The 14,855-nt window shown below is 68.7% G+C and carries 16 protein-coding genes; 10 read left to right on the forward strand and 6 right to left on the reverse strand.

What is annotated here, in order from left to right; genetic code table 11:
* Positions 1-173 precede the first annotated feature (173 nt).
* The 5 genes from FAF44_RS08990 (at position 174) to FAF44_RS09010 (ending at position 3,454) form a co-directional block, all read left to right on the forward strand.
* Positions 174-1,058 (forward strand): bifunctional 2-polyprenyl-6-hydroxyphenol methylase/3-demethylubiquinol 3-O-methyltransferase UbiG, encoded by an 885-nt coding sequence (locus tag FAF44_RS08990; RefSeq protein ID WP_237102575.1) that lies wholly within the window; start codon positions 174-176, stop codon positions 1,056-1,058.
* Complete coding sequence (locus FAF44_RS08995) at positions 1,055-2,002, forward strand: aromatic prenyltransferase (protein ID WP_237102576.1); 948 nt, start codon at positions 1,055-1,057, stop codon at positions 2,000-2,002. Before FAF44_RS08990 ends, FAF44_RS08995 begins: the two co-directional genes overlap by 4 nt.
* A gap of 31 nt (positions 2,003-2,033) precedes the next feature.
* Positions 2,034-2,546, forward strand: coding sequence for a DUF402 domain-containing protein (locus FAF44_RS09000; protein WP_237102577.1), 513 nt, complete (start codon positions 2,034-2,036; stop codon positions 2,544-2,546).
* 72 nt (positions 2,547-2,618) lie between these two features.
* The gene (locus FAF44_RS09005; RefSeq protein WP_237102578.1) at positions 2,619-3,032 is read left to right on the forward strand and encodes a VOC family protein; all 414 of its coding nucleotides are present in this window, start codon (positions 2,619-2,621) and stop codon (positions 3,030-3,032) included.
* A gap of 5 nt (positions 3,033-3,037) precedes the next feature.
* The gene (locus tag FAF44_RS09010; RefSeq protein ID WP_237102579.1) at positions 3,038-3,454 is read left to right on the forward strand and encodes a YdeI family protein; all 417 of its coding nucleotides are present in this window, start codon (positions 3,038-3,040) and stop codon (positions 3,452-3,454) included.
* A gap of 649 nt (positions 3,455-4,103) precedes the next feature.
* On the opposite strand, the gene FAF44_RS09015 is transcribed toward FAF44_RS09010, so the two are convergent.
* The 3 genes from FAF44_RS09015 to FAF44_RS09025 all read right to left on the reverse strand — a co-directional run bounded on the left by FAF44_RS09015 (position 4,104) and on the right by FAF44_RS09025 (position 6,990).
* Positions 4,104-5,915, reverse strand: a complete 1,812-nt coding sequence (locus FAF44_RS09015) for a hypothetical protein (protein WP_237102580.1) — start codon at positions 5,913-5,915, stop codon at positions 4,104-4,106.
* Positions 5,900-6,622, reverse strand: coding sequence for an ABC transporter ATP-binding protein (locus tag FAF44_RS09020; RefSeq protein ID WP_237102610.1), 723 nt, complete (start codon positions 6,620-6,622; stop codon positions 5,900-5,902). Before FAF44_RS09020 ends, FAF44_RS09015 begins: the two co-directional genes overlap by 16 nt.
* Positions 6,623-6,825: 203 nt before the next feature.
* On the reverse strand, positions 6,826-6,990 hold the full coding sequence (locus FAF44_RS09025) for a hypothetical protein (protein WP_237102581.1): 165 nt from the start codon (positions 6,988-6,990) through the stop codon (positions 6,826-6,828).
* Positions 6,991-7,533: 543 nt separating this feature from the next.
* Between FAF44_RS09025 and FAF44_RS09030 the strand changes: the two genes are divergently transcribed.
* Complete coding sequence (locus FAF44_RS09030) at positions 7,534-8,898, forward strand: glycoside hydrolase family 55 protein (RefSeq protein WP_237102582.1); 1,365 nt, start codon at positions 7,534-7,536, stop codon at positions 8,896-8,898.
* A 570-nt stretch (positions 8,899-9,468) separates the two neighbouring features.
* Here FAF44_RS09030 and FAF44_RS09035 read toward each other — a convergent pair.
* Together FAF44_RS09035 and FAF44_RS09040 are read right to left on the reverse strand one after the other, a co-directional pair.
* On the reverse strand, positions 9,469-10,392 hold the full coding sequence (locus FAF44_RS09035) for a phosphotransferase family protein (RefSeq protein ID WP_237102583.1): 924 nt from the start codon (positions 10,390-10,392) through the stop codon (positions 9,469-9,471).
* A 176-nt stretch (positions 10,393-10,568) separates the two neighbouring features.
* A complete protein-coding gene (locus FAF44_RS09040; RefSeq protein WP_237102584.1) occupies positions 10,569-10,802 on the reverse strand; it encodes a hypothetical protein in 234 nt (77 codons plus the stop codon).
* Between the two features lie 182 nt (positions 10,803-10,984).
* On the opposite strand from FAF44_RS09040, the gene FAF44_RS09045 reads away from it, so the two are divergent.
* The 4 genes from FAF44_RS09045 (at position 10,985) to FAF44_RS09060 (ending at position 13,689) form a co-directional block, all read left to right on the forward strand.
* Positions 10,985-11,455: a hypothetical protein gene (locus FAF44_RS09045; protein WP_237102585.1), complete on the forward strand. Its 471-nt coding sequence runs from the start codon at positions 10,985-10,987 to the stop codon at positions 11,453-11,455.
* A 134-nt stretch (positions 11,456-11,589) separates the two neighbouring features.
* Entirely contained in the window at positions 11,590-12,210 is a 621-nt protein-coding gene (locus FAF44_RS09050; RefSeq protein ID WP_237102586.1) for a hypothetical protein, read from the forward strand.
* Between the two features lie 196 nt (positions 12,211-12,406).
* Positions 12,407-12,898, forward strand: a complete 492-nt coding sequence (locus FAF44_RS09055; RefSeq protein WP_237102587.1) for a SigE family RNA polymerase sigma factor — start codon at positions 12,407-12,409, stop codon at positions 12,896-12,898.
* Positions 12,895-13,689 (forward strand): hypothetical protein, encoded by a 795-nt coding sequence (locus FAF44_RS09060; protein ID WP_237102588.1) that lies wholly within the window; start codon positions 12,895-12,897, stop codon positions 13,687-13,689. Before FAF44_RS09055 ends, FAF44_RS09060 begins: the two co-directional genes overlap by 4 nt.
* A gap of 82 nt (positions 13,690-13,771) precedes the next feature.
* Here FAF44_RS09060 and FAF44_RS09065 read toward each other — a convergent pair whose 3' ends face one another.
* A complete protein-coding gene (locus FAF44_RS09065; protein ID WP_237102589.1) occupies positions 13,772-14,788 on the reverse strand; it encodes a LacI family DNA-binding transcriptional regulator in 1,017 nt (338 codons plus the stop codon).
* Between the last annotated feature and the right edge of the window lie 67 nt (positions 14,789-14,855).

The raw sequence follows: 14,855 nt of genomic DNA on the forward strand, positions 1-14,855 counted from the left end.
GTCCACCAACTGAGACCCCGAAGGGAGACCCCGCGATACAGAAACGTGCCGTCGGCGTCGACAGGCACACCCGATTCCCTCCGCGACTGAGATCGTTTTGGATGCCACCGCCCGACCGGTTCCCGCCCGGCGTACCGTTCAATGACGTCCAGCCCCATCCGCGGAGGCGGTCCATGTCTGACACGGCGGAGCACGCAACCGGCTACCTTCTCGGTCATGCGGCACTGGAACAGCGCAGGCTGCTCATCCAGGCGTCCTACGTACGCCCCTGGACGGCACGGCTGCTACGCCGCGCCGGGCTCACCGAGGGCATGTCCGTCCTGGACGTCGGGTCGGGGCTGGGCGACGTCGCGTTCATCGCCGCGGAGATCGTCGGCCCCGGCGGGCGCGTGGTCGGCGTCGAACGCGAGCCCGCCGCCGTGGACACGGCACGCCGGCGCGCCGCGTCCGCCGCGTTCACGGACATCGTGAGCTTCACCAACGCCGATCTGGCGGAGTTCGATCCGGTGGGGTCCGGCGCCGCGTGGCGACCGTTCGACGCGCTGGTCGGCAGGTTCGTCCTGCAGTACCTGCCGGACCCGGCCGGCACGCTGCGCCGCCTGGCCGGGTTCGTCCGCCCCGGCGGCATCGTCGTCATGCACGACATGGACGTCTCCAACCCGGACGTCAGCGTCCCGCGCTGCGCACTCTGGAACGACTGCTACGCCCTGCTCGGCGCCCTGTTCCGCGCCCACGGGATCGCCCCGGACTTCGGCCGCCACCTCACCCGGGTGTTCCTGGACGCGGGCCTGCCGTGGCCGGATGTCGACTCCGGGGCCATGACGGGCGGGAAACCCGGCTCGACCGTCTTCACCTGGCTCGGTAGCGCCGTCCAAGCCGTCGAACCGCTCCTGCGCCAGGCCGGCATCGCCCTGCCCGACGGCCTGGTCGTCGACGACCAACTCGTCGCGACACTGGAGCGCGCGGTGCAGGAGAGCCGCAGCATGGTCCTGGGTAACACCCACTACGGGGCCTGGACCCGTCTCAACGACGGCCCCCACCGATCGGAGCGCCCATGACCACCTCACTCGCGTTCTCCCCCGACCGGTTCCTGCGCGACATCAGGACGACCGCCGACGCGATCGGTGCGGCCTACTCCGAACCGGTGACACGGACGGTCCTGAACGCCTACCCCGGCAGCTTCCGCGACGGCGCCGTCCTGTGGCGCACCACCGACGCACCCGGCGGCCCGCTCAACTACCGGTTCTACGAACGCCGCCGCACCGACTCGATCGGCACCGCGATCCGCGCCGGACTCCTGGACCCGGGCCACCCGCTGATCGACCTGATCGCCTCCTGGAGCGCGCTGTACGGCGACGCCGCCACCGAACTCTGCGACTTCGACGCCGCACGCGGCCTCGCCAAGACCTGGGTCTACCTGGGTGGGATGCGCCCGGTCGAGCAGGTGCTCGGCGCGTCCCACGTCCCCCGGGCACTGCGCCTGCACGAGCCGCGCTTCCGCGCGCTGGGGCTGACCTCCGTGCGTCACGTCGCCGTCGACTATCACGGCGGCAGCGCCAACCTCTACTTCCGGACGTCCCGCAAGATCACCCCCGACACGGCCGAAGAGCTGATCGCCCTGGCGGGCGGCAACCCGCCCGAGCCGACCCTGCTCGACGACATGGCGGCCTTCACACCGTCCGACGGACACACCTTCTCCGTGACCATGAGCGTGCCCGACGGACAGATCCACCGCGTCGGGTTCTACGCCCTCAAACTGCCCGCCAACCGGTTCCCCACCATCGACGAACGCCTGACCACCTTCTTCCGAACCGCCCCCTCCAGAGACGAGGAGGAGATGAACGCCATCGCCTGGTCCTTCGGCCCCGGCGGCCAGGACTACACCAAAGCCGAACGTAGCTACAGCGGGCGCCTGGTCGAACTCATGAAGACCTGGAACAGTCCCATGACCGCCGCGAAAGGACCAGCACCGCACTCGACGGCTGACGGCCGCCCATCGTGACCACCAGCACGGCACAGCCGGACACCGTCACATGGAAGTGACCCCAGAGCGGGTCACGGTGCTGCGCGGCGATGTGCCGTGCCCGGGTGTCCGGGTTGGCCGGGTCGCAGCGTACGAGTTCGACATCCCGGAAGGGATCTACGTTCGCCCGGACGCAGGGCGCCGGCAACGTGCCTTCCTGCTCCTGGATGAATCGGTACAGCTCAACCAGCCCGTGGTGTTCAAGCCGGAACGCGCTGGCTGGTGGTACATCGACCTGGTCGAGATCCGGGAGAGCGGCGACATGATCCGCGTGACCGACCACTACGTCGACTTCATCGTCGGTCCGCCCGGACGTCCTTACCGGGTACTGGATCTGCACGAGCTGGGCGAGGCGCTGACGTCGGGAGAACTCACCACGCGGCAGGTCGCGCACATCCTGGCCGCTGCCCAAGCCTTCGCCGACAAGTACCTGCAGGGCGAGGAACACTACGGGCAGCAGTGGCCGGACTTCCCACCGGCCGCGCTGGCACCCGTGCGTGAGGTCGACATTCCCGGCTGCTGAAAGTGCTCATGAGATGAGCGCTTTGCCTGGAAGGATCGATCTCACAAGCCACCGAACGGAAGGCAGCAGGACATGCTCCGCGGACTCACCACCATCAGCTTCCACGCCCAAGACGTCGCCGCCGCCCGCGACTGGTACGCCGAGTTCCTCGGCGTACCGGCCTACTTCCAGCGGCCCGAGCAGGGCGACCCTGCCTACGTGGAGTTCCGCGTCGGCGACTACCAGCACGAACTCGGCATCATCGACACGCGGTACGCCCCGGACGGCTGGAGCACCGAGGACCGCGGGGCGATCGTCTACTGGGCCGTCGACGACCTGGAGGCGACTTGGGAGCGGCTGCTGGAGATGGGGGCCACCCCGTTCGAGAAGCCGACCGAGCGCGGCCCCGGGTTCGTCACCGCCTCAGTGCGCGACCCGTTCGGCAACATCCTCGGCCTCATGGTCAACCACCACTACATGGACGTCCTCGCGGGCCGGAAGGGCTGACCACGATGACCGGCACGATGACCGGCGAGTTGACCGGCAACGCCCTGATCCTGCACGACGCCGCCGCCTGGAGAGCCTGGCTCGCCGAGCACCACGAGACCGCCCGCGACGTCTGGCTGCTGATCGCCAAGAAGAGCGGCGACGCGACGACCGTCACCCTCGACGAGGCCCTGGACGAGGCGCTGTGCCACGGCTGGATCGACAGCCACCGCAGGGCGTACGACGGCGACTACTACCTGCAGCGCTACTCGCCGCGCACCCGCCGGAGCCCGTGGTCCGCCATCAACGTCGCCAAGGCCGAAGCGCTGACGGCCGCCGGCCGGATGCGCCCGGCGGGCCGCGCCGCGATCGAGACCGCCAAGACCGCCGGCCGCTGGTCCGCCCGGCCCGCGCCGCACGAACCGGCCGATGCGGCTCCGTGAGGCCTTGCTGTAGTCCTGGGGAAATTTCCAACGGGGTCTGCCTGAGCTGCGACGATGCACGGCTCTGTGACTGTGGTGTCGATTCGCTTTCGGTGAAGGCGAACGCCATGACGGGTAGGACAGCCGGCCGCGCCGGGTGGTGGGGTCGATGTCGCCGTCCACGGGCACTCTGGGGCCGGAGGTGGGAGCGCGGCGGTCGGCCAGGAACACCGGCCCGCTCGTGCGGCCGGCCAGCAGTCGGGCCGTGGGGGTGGCCCAATGTACGTACTCGATCGCGCCGCCCTTGGAGGTGACGCGGGCCCGGCGGAACTCGGGATCGAGGTCTTCGATGTTCAGGGTGAGGATCTCCTCGGAGCGGGCGGCCGTCTCATTCAGCAGCCGCCAGAGCAGCCGTTCTCGCAGGGCGTGCGAAGCGTCGGTGAACAGCGTCTCCAGCCGGGTGCGGGGGATGGAGCGGCCGCCGCGGCGGGCGCTCTTGCGACGCTCCAGCGGGCGGGCCGGCGGCCGGATGTGACAGATAAGTCATAGAAGCGTGCGGTCAGGAGCACCCTCCTGGCTGCCCACGTTTGGCCGCGATTCATGATTCGCGTGATCTGATCACCGATTCCAGCAACCCACGTACGTCACCGGCTGTAGCCGATGATGAAGGTTAGTGGGGCGTGCTCGCCGGCTGGGCGCGCGCATGCCGGAGGGTCAGCAGCGTGCGGAACGCGAGCACGTACAGCACGAGCGAGGTCGCGGCGAGAACGACAATGGCCGGGACCTGCAGCGCGGGCGGGAGGCCGAGGGGGAAGGTCCAGAAGGTACGGCTCGGCGTGCGGGTCGCCAGGTTGACGAGGGACAGCACCGCCGACAACAGCGGAGTCCAAGCAGTCCCCAGGCACAGGCCGATCAGGAACGTACGCCGGCCGTGGCCCGGCAGGGGGGCCGCGACTCGCCCCGTTGTGGCGGATCGCCCGGTGCGCAGCCGGAACAGCAGTTCCGGGCCCGCTGTCTGCAGCCGGCGATAGGCGATCCGGCCGAACAGCCACGCGTAGCCGGCTCCGGTCACGACGGCGAGTGCCACGCCGGCCCACTGCAACACGATCAGGTTCATGAGGTGGCCGGCGGTGATGGCGGCGGCCGACGGCAGCGCGCACGCGGCGATGAGGCCGATCATCGCCCAGACCAGCCCGACGATGTTCGGGCCGTCGGCGGCGGCGTTTCCGGTACGGCGATGCACGTCCGGCATCCGGACCGGTGCCATCACCGACAGCAGGACCACGAGGCCGGCGCCGGCGCCGAGCGCGACGGCCTGCAGAGCCAGTGCGGGCGGCCAGGCCCAAGGGAGCCCCGACAGGGCGGTTCCGGCGACGGTGGCCATGACGCTCAGCGGAGCCACCTTCAGCAGCCAGGCGAGTTGCCGGCCACGCACGTCCGTCCGCTCCGCGCCCGGTCGCATCAGGGTCAGCCACAGAGCGGTGCCGTCGGTGCTGAAGAGTGTCGAGGCTGCGGCCGCCGCCATCCAGGTGATCGCGGCGCCGGTCCACGGCAGGTACCAGGTGAGATCGATGGCCAGCGGCATCAGGCACAGGGACAGGCCGAACGCGATCGCGAAGTACCAGTGGTAGGAGCGCAGCGTGTCCCGCGACCACTCGCGCAGTTCCTTGGTCGCGACCGCGCCGAGCGGGGTCGCGGGAAGGTGCCGCACCAGGAGCCCGTCGCCGGCCGGGTGCCGGGTCCGGCGGGCGAGAACACCGCTCATGCGCCGATCGAGCAGCCGGACCCAGGCGGCCAGCAGCATGACGATCAGGAGCGTGAGCCCGGTCAACGCGCTGACGCACACAAGCCAGTCGGCCCTCGCCGCCGCCTGCACTGCGACGATCCCCCAGTTGGGGGGCAGGACCAGCAGCCAGCGGCTGACGTCCACGTCATGGCGCGCGAGCGCGAGCGCGACGATGCCGATGTTGGACGCTGCGGCGATGGCCGCCGCCCACGGCAGCGCGACGAGCGCGGCGCCGAGCCGGGTGCGCATCACCTCGCCGAGCAGACCCACGACCACCCGCGAGGCGAGGATCACCAGGACGAGTTGTGCGGCCGCGGCGGGCACCGCGACCAGTCCGGGAAGCACACCGAGGCGGGCGCCGAACACGACCAATGAGGCGAACGCCACCGCGGTGATCACCGGTCCTGGACCCGCGAACGCGGCGGCCAGCAGTCCCCTGGCAAGCCCGCGCGCCGTCATCGGCAGCCGGGTGAAGTACTCGGGGCGCAGGCCGCCGTCGCCGCCGCCGGTGAACAGCGGCCCGATCAGCCAGCCGAGCGCCCACACGGCGAACGCGGCGGCGAGAACGTCCGCGGAGGTCCCGAAGATCAAGGTGGCCACGGCGAGGAGAAGACCCGCCGGCACACCGGCGATCAGCATGCCGTTCGTGACACGCCACAGCAACTGCAGCCGCATGCGGATCAGGACGACAGCCACGACAACCCTTCCGCCACCGTGTTCTCGGCGCCGGCCAGGCGGATGAACGCGTCCTCGAGGCTGCCCGCTCCGCGTACCTGATGCAACGGACCCGCGGCGGCGATCTTCCCGTCGACGATGACCGCAACGTGCTCGCACAACCGCTCGACCAGCGCCATCTCGTGGCTCGACACCACCACCGAGCCGCCGGAGCCGACGAACCGCTGCAGGATCGCCCTGATCGTGGCGGCGGACACCGGGTCCACGGCCTCGAACGGCTCGTCGAGCACGAGGAGCCGCGGCGCGTGCAGCAGCGCCGTGGCCAGCCCGATCTTCTTGCGCATCCCCGCCGAGTAGCCGGCCACCGGCGTGCGTTCAGCCTCCAGCAAGCCCAGCAGCGCCAGCAACTCCTGAGCCCGCTCCGCCACGACCTGCTTGTCCAGCCCGTACAGCAGCCCCAGATAGGTCAGCACCTCACGCCCGGTCAGACGCTCGGGCAGCGCCAGATCGTCGGGCAGCACCCCGAGCATCGCCTTGGCGCGCGCGGGATCGCGCCAAAGATCCACTCCGAAGACCCGCACGGTGCCCGCCAGCGGCCGAAGCAGCCCGGTCGCCATGGAGAGCGACGTCGTCTTCCCCGCACCGTTCGGCCCCACCAAACCGAAGAACGTGCCGCTCGGCACCTGCAGCCCGATGCCGTGCACCACGGTGCGACCGGCGAATGTCATCGATAACCCGGTGAGCTCCAGTGCCAACTCCATGGACCCCATACTGGCACCCTTGCTCATGTTTTTGACCATGCCGTCAAAGGGCCGACAGGCTGTTCAGAAGGGGGCGCACCTTCACCGAGACGGCCCGCCGGGCCCAGATCGTGCGGTGCGCGATCGAGACAATCGCCGACATCGGGTACGGCAAAGCGTCGCCTCATCTCCTACCACTTCGCCGGCCACGGCGAGCTCGTCGCCGAGGTACCCACAGCGGTCTCCACCCCCGCGGCCGAATACATGACGGCCATCATCGCCGAAGCCGATACGCCCCTGCCAAACTTGAAGCCTTCATCCGGGGCAATCTCGCCTTCATCGGTGAGAACCGGCACGACATGACCATCGTCTTGGGCATCGAAAGGGGCTGGCAAAGCGGCGACTTCCGGCCGTTCTCCTCCTCAGCCATGGCACTGTGTACGCCGACGAAAGGGAGTAGTACTCGGTCGTCCAAGTGATGACGGCGTTGGTCAAAACGGTCAAACACCACGCCTGGTCCGTCCGGTCGGCCAGAGCAAAGTTGATCAACTGGAAATTCCCCCAGGACTACAGCGAGGCCCGTGAGCCCGGCCGTGACCGGACGTGACGCCGGGATCGTGTCGTGCGGCCGCGCTGCCCGCCTCGGCTGGCAGCCCCGGCCTTCGCGGGTGGATCAGCGCGACGCCGCGCTCACCAAGTTCATGCCCGGCCGCGTGCCCGGCCACCGCACTCACTCTCCGACGTGTCCACAGACCGCGGTCCTTCACCGAGGTGGCACGTCCTCCAGAGCCCGAGAAGAAGCCGCGGGCCGCTGAGGAAGAACGTCGCTATCATGCCTCGATCGCACCACCTCGCTTGATCGTCCATTGCACGATCAACGATGGAGAGAAAGTGGTTTCATGCCGATGAGCAACGAGCAGGACAACGAGCCGTTAAGCAGAAGGGCGCTGGGTCTGGGGATGGCGGCGACGGGCCTAGGCGCCATGGCGGTGTGGGGCGCGCAGCCCGCGTCCGCCGCCGCCGACCCCACGGCCCACACCATCGACGTCACCGACCACGGCGCCAAGGGCGACGGGGTGAGCGACGACTCCGACGCGATCAGAGCCGCGGTGACGGCGGCGATCGCCGGTCGTTCGGGCGGCGTGGTCAAGAAGGAGATCTTCTTCCCGCCGGGCAACTACCGGGTGACCAAGAAGGACACCCTGATGTGGTCGCCGACGAACGGCAAGGCCGACCAGATCTTCGGTCTGCGCTTTCGCGGCTGCGGCCCGCGCGTGACGAACGTCTTCTTCGACACCGACTTCGCCGCCACCGCCGACCCGCGGGAGAACAACCTGATCACCGCGGCCGTACGCCTGCGCTACACCTATTTCGAAGACATGAGCTTCAGCTCGACGAACCCGAACAACCGCTTCGCCTACTTCTGGTCGGTCGACGCCCTCACCGGCCAGCCCCAGTTCCCCGAGTACGGATTCGGCCAGAACCAGTATTTCGTCTACCGCAACATCGAGTGGAAGGGAACGTGGGACCGGGTCATCGGCATCGACGGCGACCACGAGGCCAACAACAACAGCGAGCACCACTTCATCCTGTGCTCCACCGACACCAAGTCGGCCTACACCGACGCGTTCCTGCACTGCGGCATCTCCAGCCCGGCCGACCGCAACCAGCAGAACCAGTTCCTCAACTACTTCATGCTCTCCTGCAATTTCGCGGTGGCGAAGGGCGACTTCTTCAGGTTCGACCGGGGCGGCTCGATCAACGTGCTCGGCGGCTCCTGGTCGACGGTCAACGACGCCGAACTGGGGCCGCAGGACATCAGATACTTCTACATGCCGCTGCCCAACGGTGAGATGACCGCGACCAGGCTGCACGTCAACGGCGTCAGGTTCGAGCCGAAGGGCGAGAAACACAAGATCATCGACTGCAACTGGAACAACGGCAGCGTGACCTTCACCTCCTGCTCCGACATGGCCGCCATCCAGCGGTCCACCGCCGCGGACTTCAACCTCCACCGGTACGCCGCCGACTCGGGCCGGCTGCCGATCGTCCGCTATCAGGACTGCATCCTGGGCGGCTACCACCTCGTCGACGCGGCGGGCTCGTCCCTCACCAACGGAAAGATGATCTACGAGGGCTGCCGTTTCTACCACACCAGCACCGCCGTGAGCACGACCACGGGGTCGGCGTTCCTGCGCTACAAGAGCGCCCCGGCCCGTTACGCCTTCCGCGACTCCTGGGCCACCCCCGACGTCTCCGGCTGAGGCCCATCGACAAGGATCGCCGACCGGCGCGCATCCGCGCCGACGCCCGCCGGTCGGCGACCCGGACATGCCGGCCTACGGCGTGACGAAGGCAGGGCTGCGGCCCATGACCCGTGGGCGGTGGGACACCTGCTGGGCGTGGCCCGGTGCGGATGCGACGTCGACTTGGCCACACCCGACTTTGCCCTGCATCCAATCCGCCGCTGACCTGCGAGGCCTTGGTCTTAGAGGACGTACGGGCGAAGCCCGTGCCGTTGTGGGGATTTCAGAAATGGATTGTACGATCCCGACCGCCTTTACAAAGTAAGTTCCTGGGAGTTCTTCGACTCCGACGAGGAACTCAGGCGCTGAACTGTCGCGCCCGATGTCGGCGCGCGACAGAGCTGCCACGGACCGGGCGGCGCGGGCGAGCACTCCCCCAGCGGGGCCCAAGTTGCCTCCCGGTGGGAGCTCCTCCTGTGTTCTGGACACCGTACCGGACTCATGCCCTGCCGGGGGCTCCCCCGCGACGTCATGGTGGAAGCAAGTCGCTCCTTGCATCGTGCGCCCGGCATCGTGGACAGCGGCATGTCACACGAGCAGCGCCTCGAGCTCCGGAAGTCGGCCGAACAGGTCGGGGAGGCCGCGCACGCCGTTGCGCACGGACTCGTGCGACAGCGCGAGGTCAGGGCCGGTGCTCGCCTCAACACCGTCGAGGCACCGGAGGATGTTCCACCTCGTGTGCCCCAGCCAGCCGCCGATCATGAACACGAACCAGCTCGGACCTGACGGTGGCAGCACCCCGCCCCCCGCGACATAACCGTCGAGGACCGAGCGGAAGATGGCGGGCTCGATGTCGTCGAAGCCAGGTCCCTTCGCGAGGCTCAGCGCGGTCGAGCCGAGCTCACTGGACAGGTCGAGCATCCCCGAGAGCTCCCAGTCGAGCACCACCGGCCGACCCTCTCGAGCGAGCAGGTTCCACGACTGGATGTCCTGATGGGTCAGCACGACGGGGCCTGGCCGTTCACAGGTGTCGACGAAGTGGGCGATCGCGAGGAACGTCTCGACGTGAGAGGCGAGTTCGTCGGCCCACGGCTGTCCGGTCGCCGCCGCCCGCGCGGCGAGTTCGGGCCAGTCCCGTGGCGTCGGGTCCTCGATCGGCACATGGGTCCACGCGACGTCGAGCGCGTGGATGCGCGCGAGGATCTCACCGATCTCATACGCGTACGCCGCCGACACCGGTGCTTCGGGCACCTTTTCTCCCTCGACCCATCGGTGAACGAGCGTGTCGTGGCCGGCCGAGATCGGCTCTGGCATCGGGATGCCGGCGGCGAAGGCCGCCCGCTCGAACCTGAACACGTCCTCGACGCGATAGGTCCAGCGGCGGTCGACGAGGTTCAACTCCTTCACCGCGAACGATCCTTGGTCGGTGTCGAGCCGGTACATCCGGTTGGCGAACCCGCCGTGGACGCGGATCATCGGCCCGACCGGCGCGCCGAGATGCGAAAGATTCACCCACGCATGCTAGGGGCCGGCAGATCATCGATGCACCGGACTTTCCCGCGATGCGCTCACGATCATCGCCACGCCGACGAACGACCACATGTCCGTCTACCCAGCACCGGGCGCTGCTCCGAGCGCCCGGGCCTTGAGGAGGCTTGGCCGCCCTGGGTGCCGGCGGAAGGTGAGGGTCAGCGGAACTTGCTGGTCACCGTGTCGGGGTCCGGCGCCTTGATCGACACCTTGCTGCCCCACCCGGTGTAGCGGCTGTCGACGGTGACCTCGTCGAGTTCCCCGTCGCGCGACACGGTGTACGACGTCTGCACCCTGCTCACCAGGCCCGCTGAGGACAGAGTGAGGGTGTAAGCGATCTTGACGCCGTCGTACTCCTTGCCTGTCCCCTTCGTCGTCCCGTTCTTGATCAATGCGGCCAAGGTCTTCGGCTCGGCCGGATTGAGGAAATGGGCCCAGGTGCGAAGCGGCCGATAAATGGCCGACAAATGGCTGTTGAATGACCTCACCAGTTCCCTGAGAAGGATGTGATGGTTATTCAGCGATGTCGCCTACTGGCACATCGCTGGTATCCGACTCCACGAGAAGGGGTGCGATGAAGTATCTGAAAAGATTGGTGGTACTGGCTCTGCCATTACTCGCCGCGATTTCGCTGGGCTCCCCCGTAAGCGCCACGCCGAGTCCTGCTCCGCAGTTAGTCGCGCCGGGAGAGGAGAACAAGATATCGTCCCCGGACAGCGAGTCTCGAGCAGCCGCGGCACTGGTGAGCTACATCCACAACAGGAGCGACAGCAACGGCGGCGTCGGGACGATTCGCTGGCTCGACGGCGACTACGATGACCCTCGAGGGTTCGACGCGGTGCTGGCACGCGGTTGGCGCACGAACGTCGCATTCGGCTGGCAGCAAGCCGAGGCCTTCTACATCGGCAATGAGCGCTGCGCCAACACCTGGTACTGGGGCGGTTCCAACTGGGTGTACTCCGCTACGGTCGGCGCCGGAACGTGGTACGTCCCCCCGACCGGACAGAGCGTGTCAGGATGGATGGTGCAGACCTTCGTCTGCTGATTCCCGCACAGATCCTCCGGACGCATGAGAATGGCCTCCCCGACAGCGTCGGCGGAGGCCATTCTCAACCGGCTGGAACACGGCATGGCCGCCCGCTCGGTCAAGAGCAGCCACGTTTTGGGCCGGGGACTGCGATGATCGGCCTGCTGGGCTACGGCACACCCGACCTGGCCAACCTGGAGATCGCCACCATCCGGCCGGCGGAGCGGCTGAGGTTCTTGGTCTCCGCGCTGCCGCCGGCCGTACGGATCAGCCTGGTCGGCCGCAGCCACGGCGCCGCGGTCGCGCCGTCGTGGGAGCACCGGTCGGCGACCTCACGACAGGGTCTCGAGGACCGCCGGTTGGCTGACGGGCTACTTCCCGTCCTCGTCGATCCGCCCGGCTCCAGGGATCACCATTTGCTGGAGCAGACCTTGATGGTGCGGGTGGAGAAGTTCCCGATCCTGATGGACGCGCTCTTCGGTGCGATCCGGCCGTTGCTGAGCCGCTTCACCTTGAAGACGCCGGGCCGGCCGCGGAAGCGGCTCGTACCCTTGTTGTTTCGGGCGCTGGCGGCGACGCCCGGCCCCTCGACGGTGACAGACACCGGGCCCACGCGCGAGCAGTTGAAGACCAGCTTGACGAGTGCGTACGGCGGCGTCGCCGAGGCCGGGGAGGGCGCGATCCCGACGGCGGCCATGGCGACGCCCATCGCGAACGCGCCGGTGATGGCGGAACGCCGAACAATGCGCAACATGATGATCCTTTCCCGATGATCCCGGACAGTTTAGCCCTGCCTCCGCGATCGAGATCATCGGGCACCCCTGGGGGGCGGGTCACGATCGCCGGCGCTAAAAGGCCCCCGCCGCTGAATCCTCCGAAGTCCTCACGAAACCCGGGACGCGCTGTCATCCGGAACCGGTCCTCCATCGCGTCGATACCTATGACACCGTGAGAAAGGGAGCTTCGTGGATGGACGATGGTTTCGACAGCTTCGTAGTGCAACGCTACGACCGGTTACGACATACGGCCTTCCTGCTTACGGGAGACCTCGCGACCGCTGAAGACGTGGTGCAGACGGCACTGGCGAAGGCATGGGTGGCGTGGGGACGGATCAGGACCAACCCCGATTCCTACGTGTACCGGATCGTGGTGAACACCCATATCTCCTGGTGGCGCAGGAAATGGCGGGATGAGGTGCCGTCCGTGGACGTGCCCGAGCGTCCCGACCCCCACGACTTCACCACCGAGGTGGTCCGGCGGCAGGCGCTCCTGATGGCGATCGCCGGCCTGTCGAGGAGTCAGCGGGCCATCGTCGTGCTGCACTACTTCGAGCAGTTGACGCTCACCCAGTGCGCCGAGGTGCTCGGATGCTCGCTCGGGACGGTCAAGACGCAGCTCGGCCGCGCACTGAAACGGCTCCGCGTCGATCCGGAAATCCAGCCTGCGGAGGTGGAACGATGAGCTACACCGAAGAGCAGTTGCGCGCGGCTCTGGCCGAAGGCGTCGCTCCGGGCTCTCCTGACGTCCAGCAGATCGTCCGACGGGGCCGCCGCATCAGACGGCGCAGGAGGGCGGGTCTCACGCTCGCGGGCCTGGCCGTGGCCGCCACCGCTTCCTTGGGCGTTCAGGGCGTCTTGGTGGGAACGGCCCAGGTGGTGGAACGGCCGCCGACGACGGTGACGGTCTCGGCGGCACCCGGTCTGCCGCCCGAGAACAAGCAGGCTCTGCCTCCCGCTCCGTTGATCGCGAGTGAGTCGTCCGCCAGGGTGCCCGCCGAGAAGACGGTGAAGTTTCGGCCGTTGAGCTTCTTCACCTCCTACCGGATCGTCTGCGCCGACCCGGACGCGTGGGTGATCGTCCGGACGAGGAGGCAGGGCGGCACCGTGAGCCGGTGCGGGCCGAAGGGCATGACCATGAGCGAGAACAAGGAGTCGGCACCGTCCGGGTGGTTGAAGCGCACACAGGAGTTCGAGGTCTGGGTTCTGCCCGCCGACGCCCCGATCCTCAGCCCGAGGCGGGGCACCGGTCCCGACCCGTACGCGGGATGCACGGTGGCCAGGAAGGACGTGGGCTGGTGCGATGGCGAGTACCTTCCGATGCCGCTCGTACGGCAACCCGGTGCCCTGGAGAAGCTGGTCGCGGAGATCAGGTCGCGTCCGGGGGCATGGGCGGTCGGCGTCTACGACCGGGCGGACGCGACCGACCCCGTCCCGACGGTGACCCACACCATCACCGTGACGCCCACGGAATGAGGGCATGGCGCTCCTGACGCGCCGACGCGCACCGTCAGCGGGGGGCAGCGGAGGGGTGTGAGGTCCGGCCGCTATGCCGGGTTCAGGATTCGCGTACGACGAGGTGGCCCGCCACGACGTGGTGGCCTGGCTCCGGGTGGCCGTCGATGGCGGCCAGCAGGAGTTCGGCGGCGCGGCGGCCGATCTCCTCCAACCCCAGGTCGACTGTCGTCAACGGCGGCCGGGCAGCCTCCGCTACCAGGTCCCAGTTGTCGACGCCGACGACGCCGACCTGCATGGGAAGAGCGATCCCGGCCTCACGCAGCCCGTCGGTCACGCCGCGGGCCACCACGTCGTTGCCGCAGAAGATGCCGTCCACATCGGGGTGGGCTCGCAGCAGTTGGGCAGCGGCGAAGCGCCCCCATGCCTCGGTCCAGTTGCCGAAGAAGGGCTCGCCGACGAGGTCCAGGCCGTGACCGGCCAGCGCCTCGATCATGCCGTCGGCGCGTTCGCGGGCCGAGGCGTGGGAGTGCGGGCCGGTGATGTGGGCGATGCGCCGGCGGCCCGTCTTGACCAGGTGCTCCGCGGCCAGGCGGGCGGCGCCGCGCTCGTCGCTGACGACGTTGCAGTCGTGGGGGTCGCTGCTGGGCGCGAAGGCGTACACGACGGGGACGGGCAGGTCGTGGCCCAGGGGGCGGCGCGCGTCGGTGCGGCGCCCGGCGACGATGATGCCGTCGACCCTGCGTTCGAGCAGCTTGCGCAGGTGGTGCTGCTCGCGGATGGGGTCGTCGCGGCTGTCGCACAGGAAGGCGATCATCTCGCCGGCGGCCAGGGAGTCCTCGGCGCCGCGCATTACGGGGATGCTGAACCGGCCGTAGCTGTCGGTGGTGATGACGCCGACGGTGAACGTGCGCCCGGACAGCAGGCTGCGCGCGATGGTGTTCGGGGCGAAGCCCAGTTCCTCGGCCGCGGCGCGCACGCGGGCACGGGTCTCCTCGCGGAGATTGCCACGGCCGTTGAGCGCCTTGGACGCGGTGCCCAAGGACACGCCGGCCCTGGCGGCCACGTCCGCGATGCCGACGCGACGGCCTGCGGCCTGGGGAGAAAGATCCTCGGTCATGTGCTGTTCTTCGTGATAGGTGACGGGGGCTGCTCGATCACAAGAGTAAGCCGGAAATCATGCGGTC

Origin of the sequence: Nonomuraea sp. MG754425, from assembly GCF_021699195.1 — a bacterium.
Classification (GTDB): Bacteria; Actinomycetota; Actinomycetes; order Streptosporangiales; family Streptosporangiaceae; genus Nonomuraea.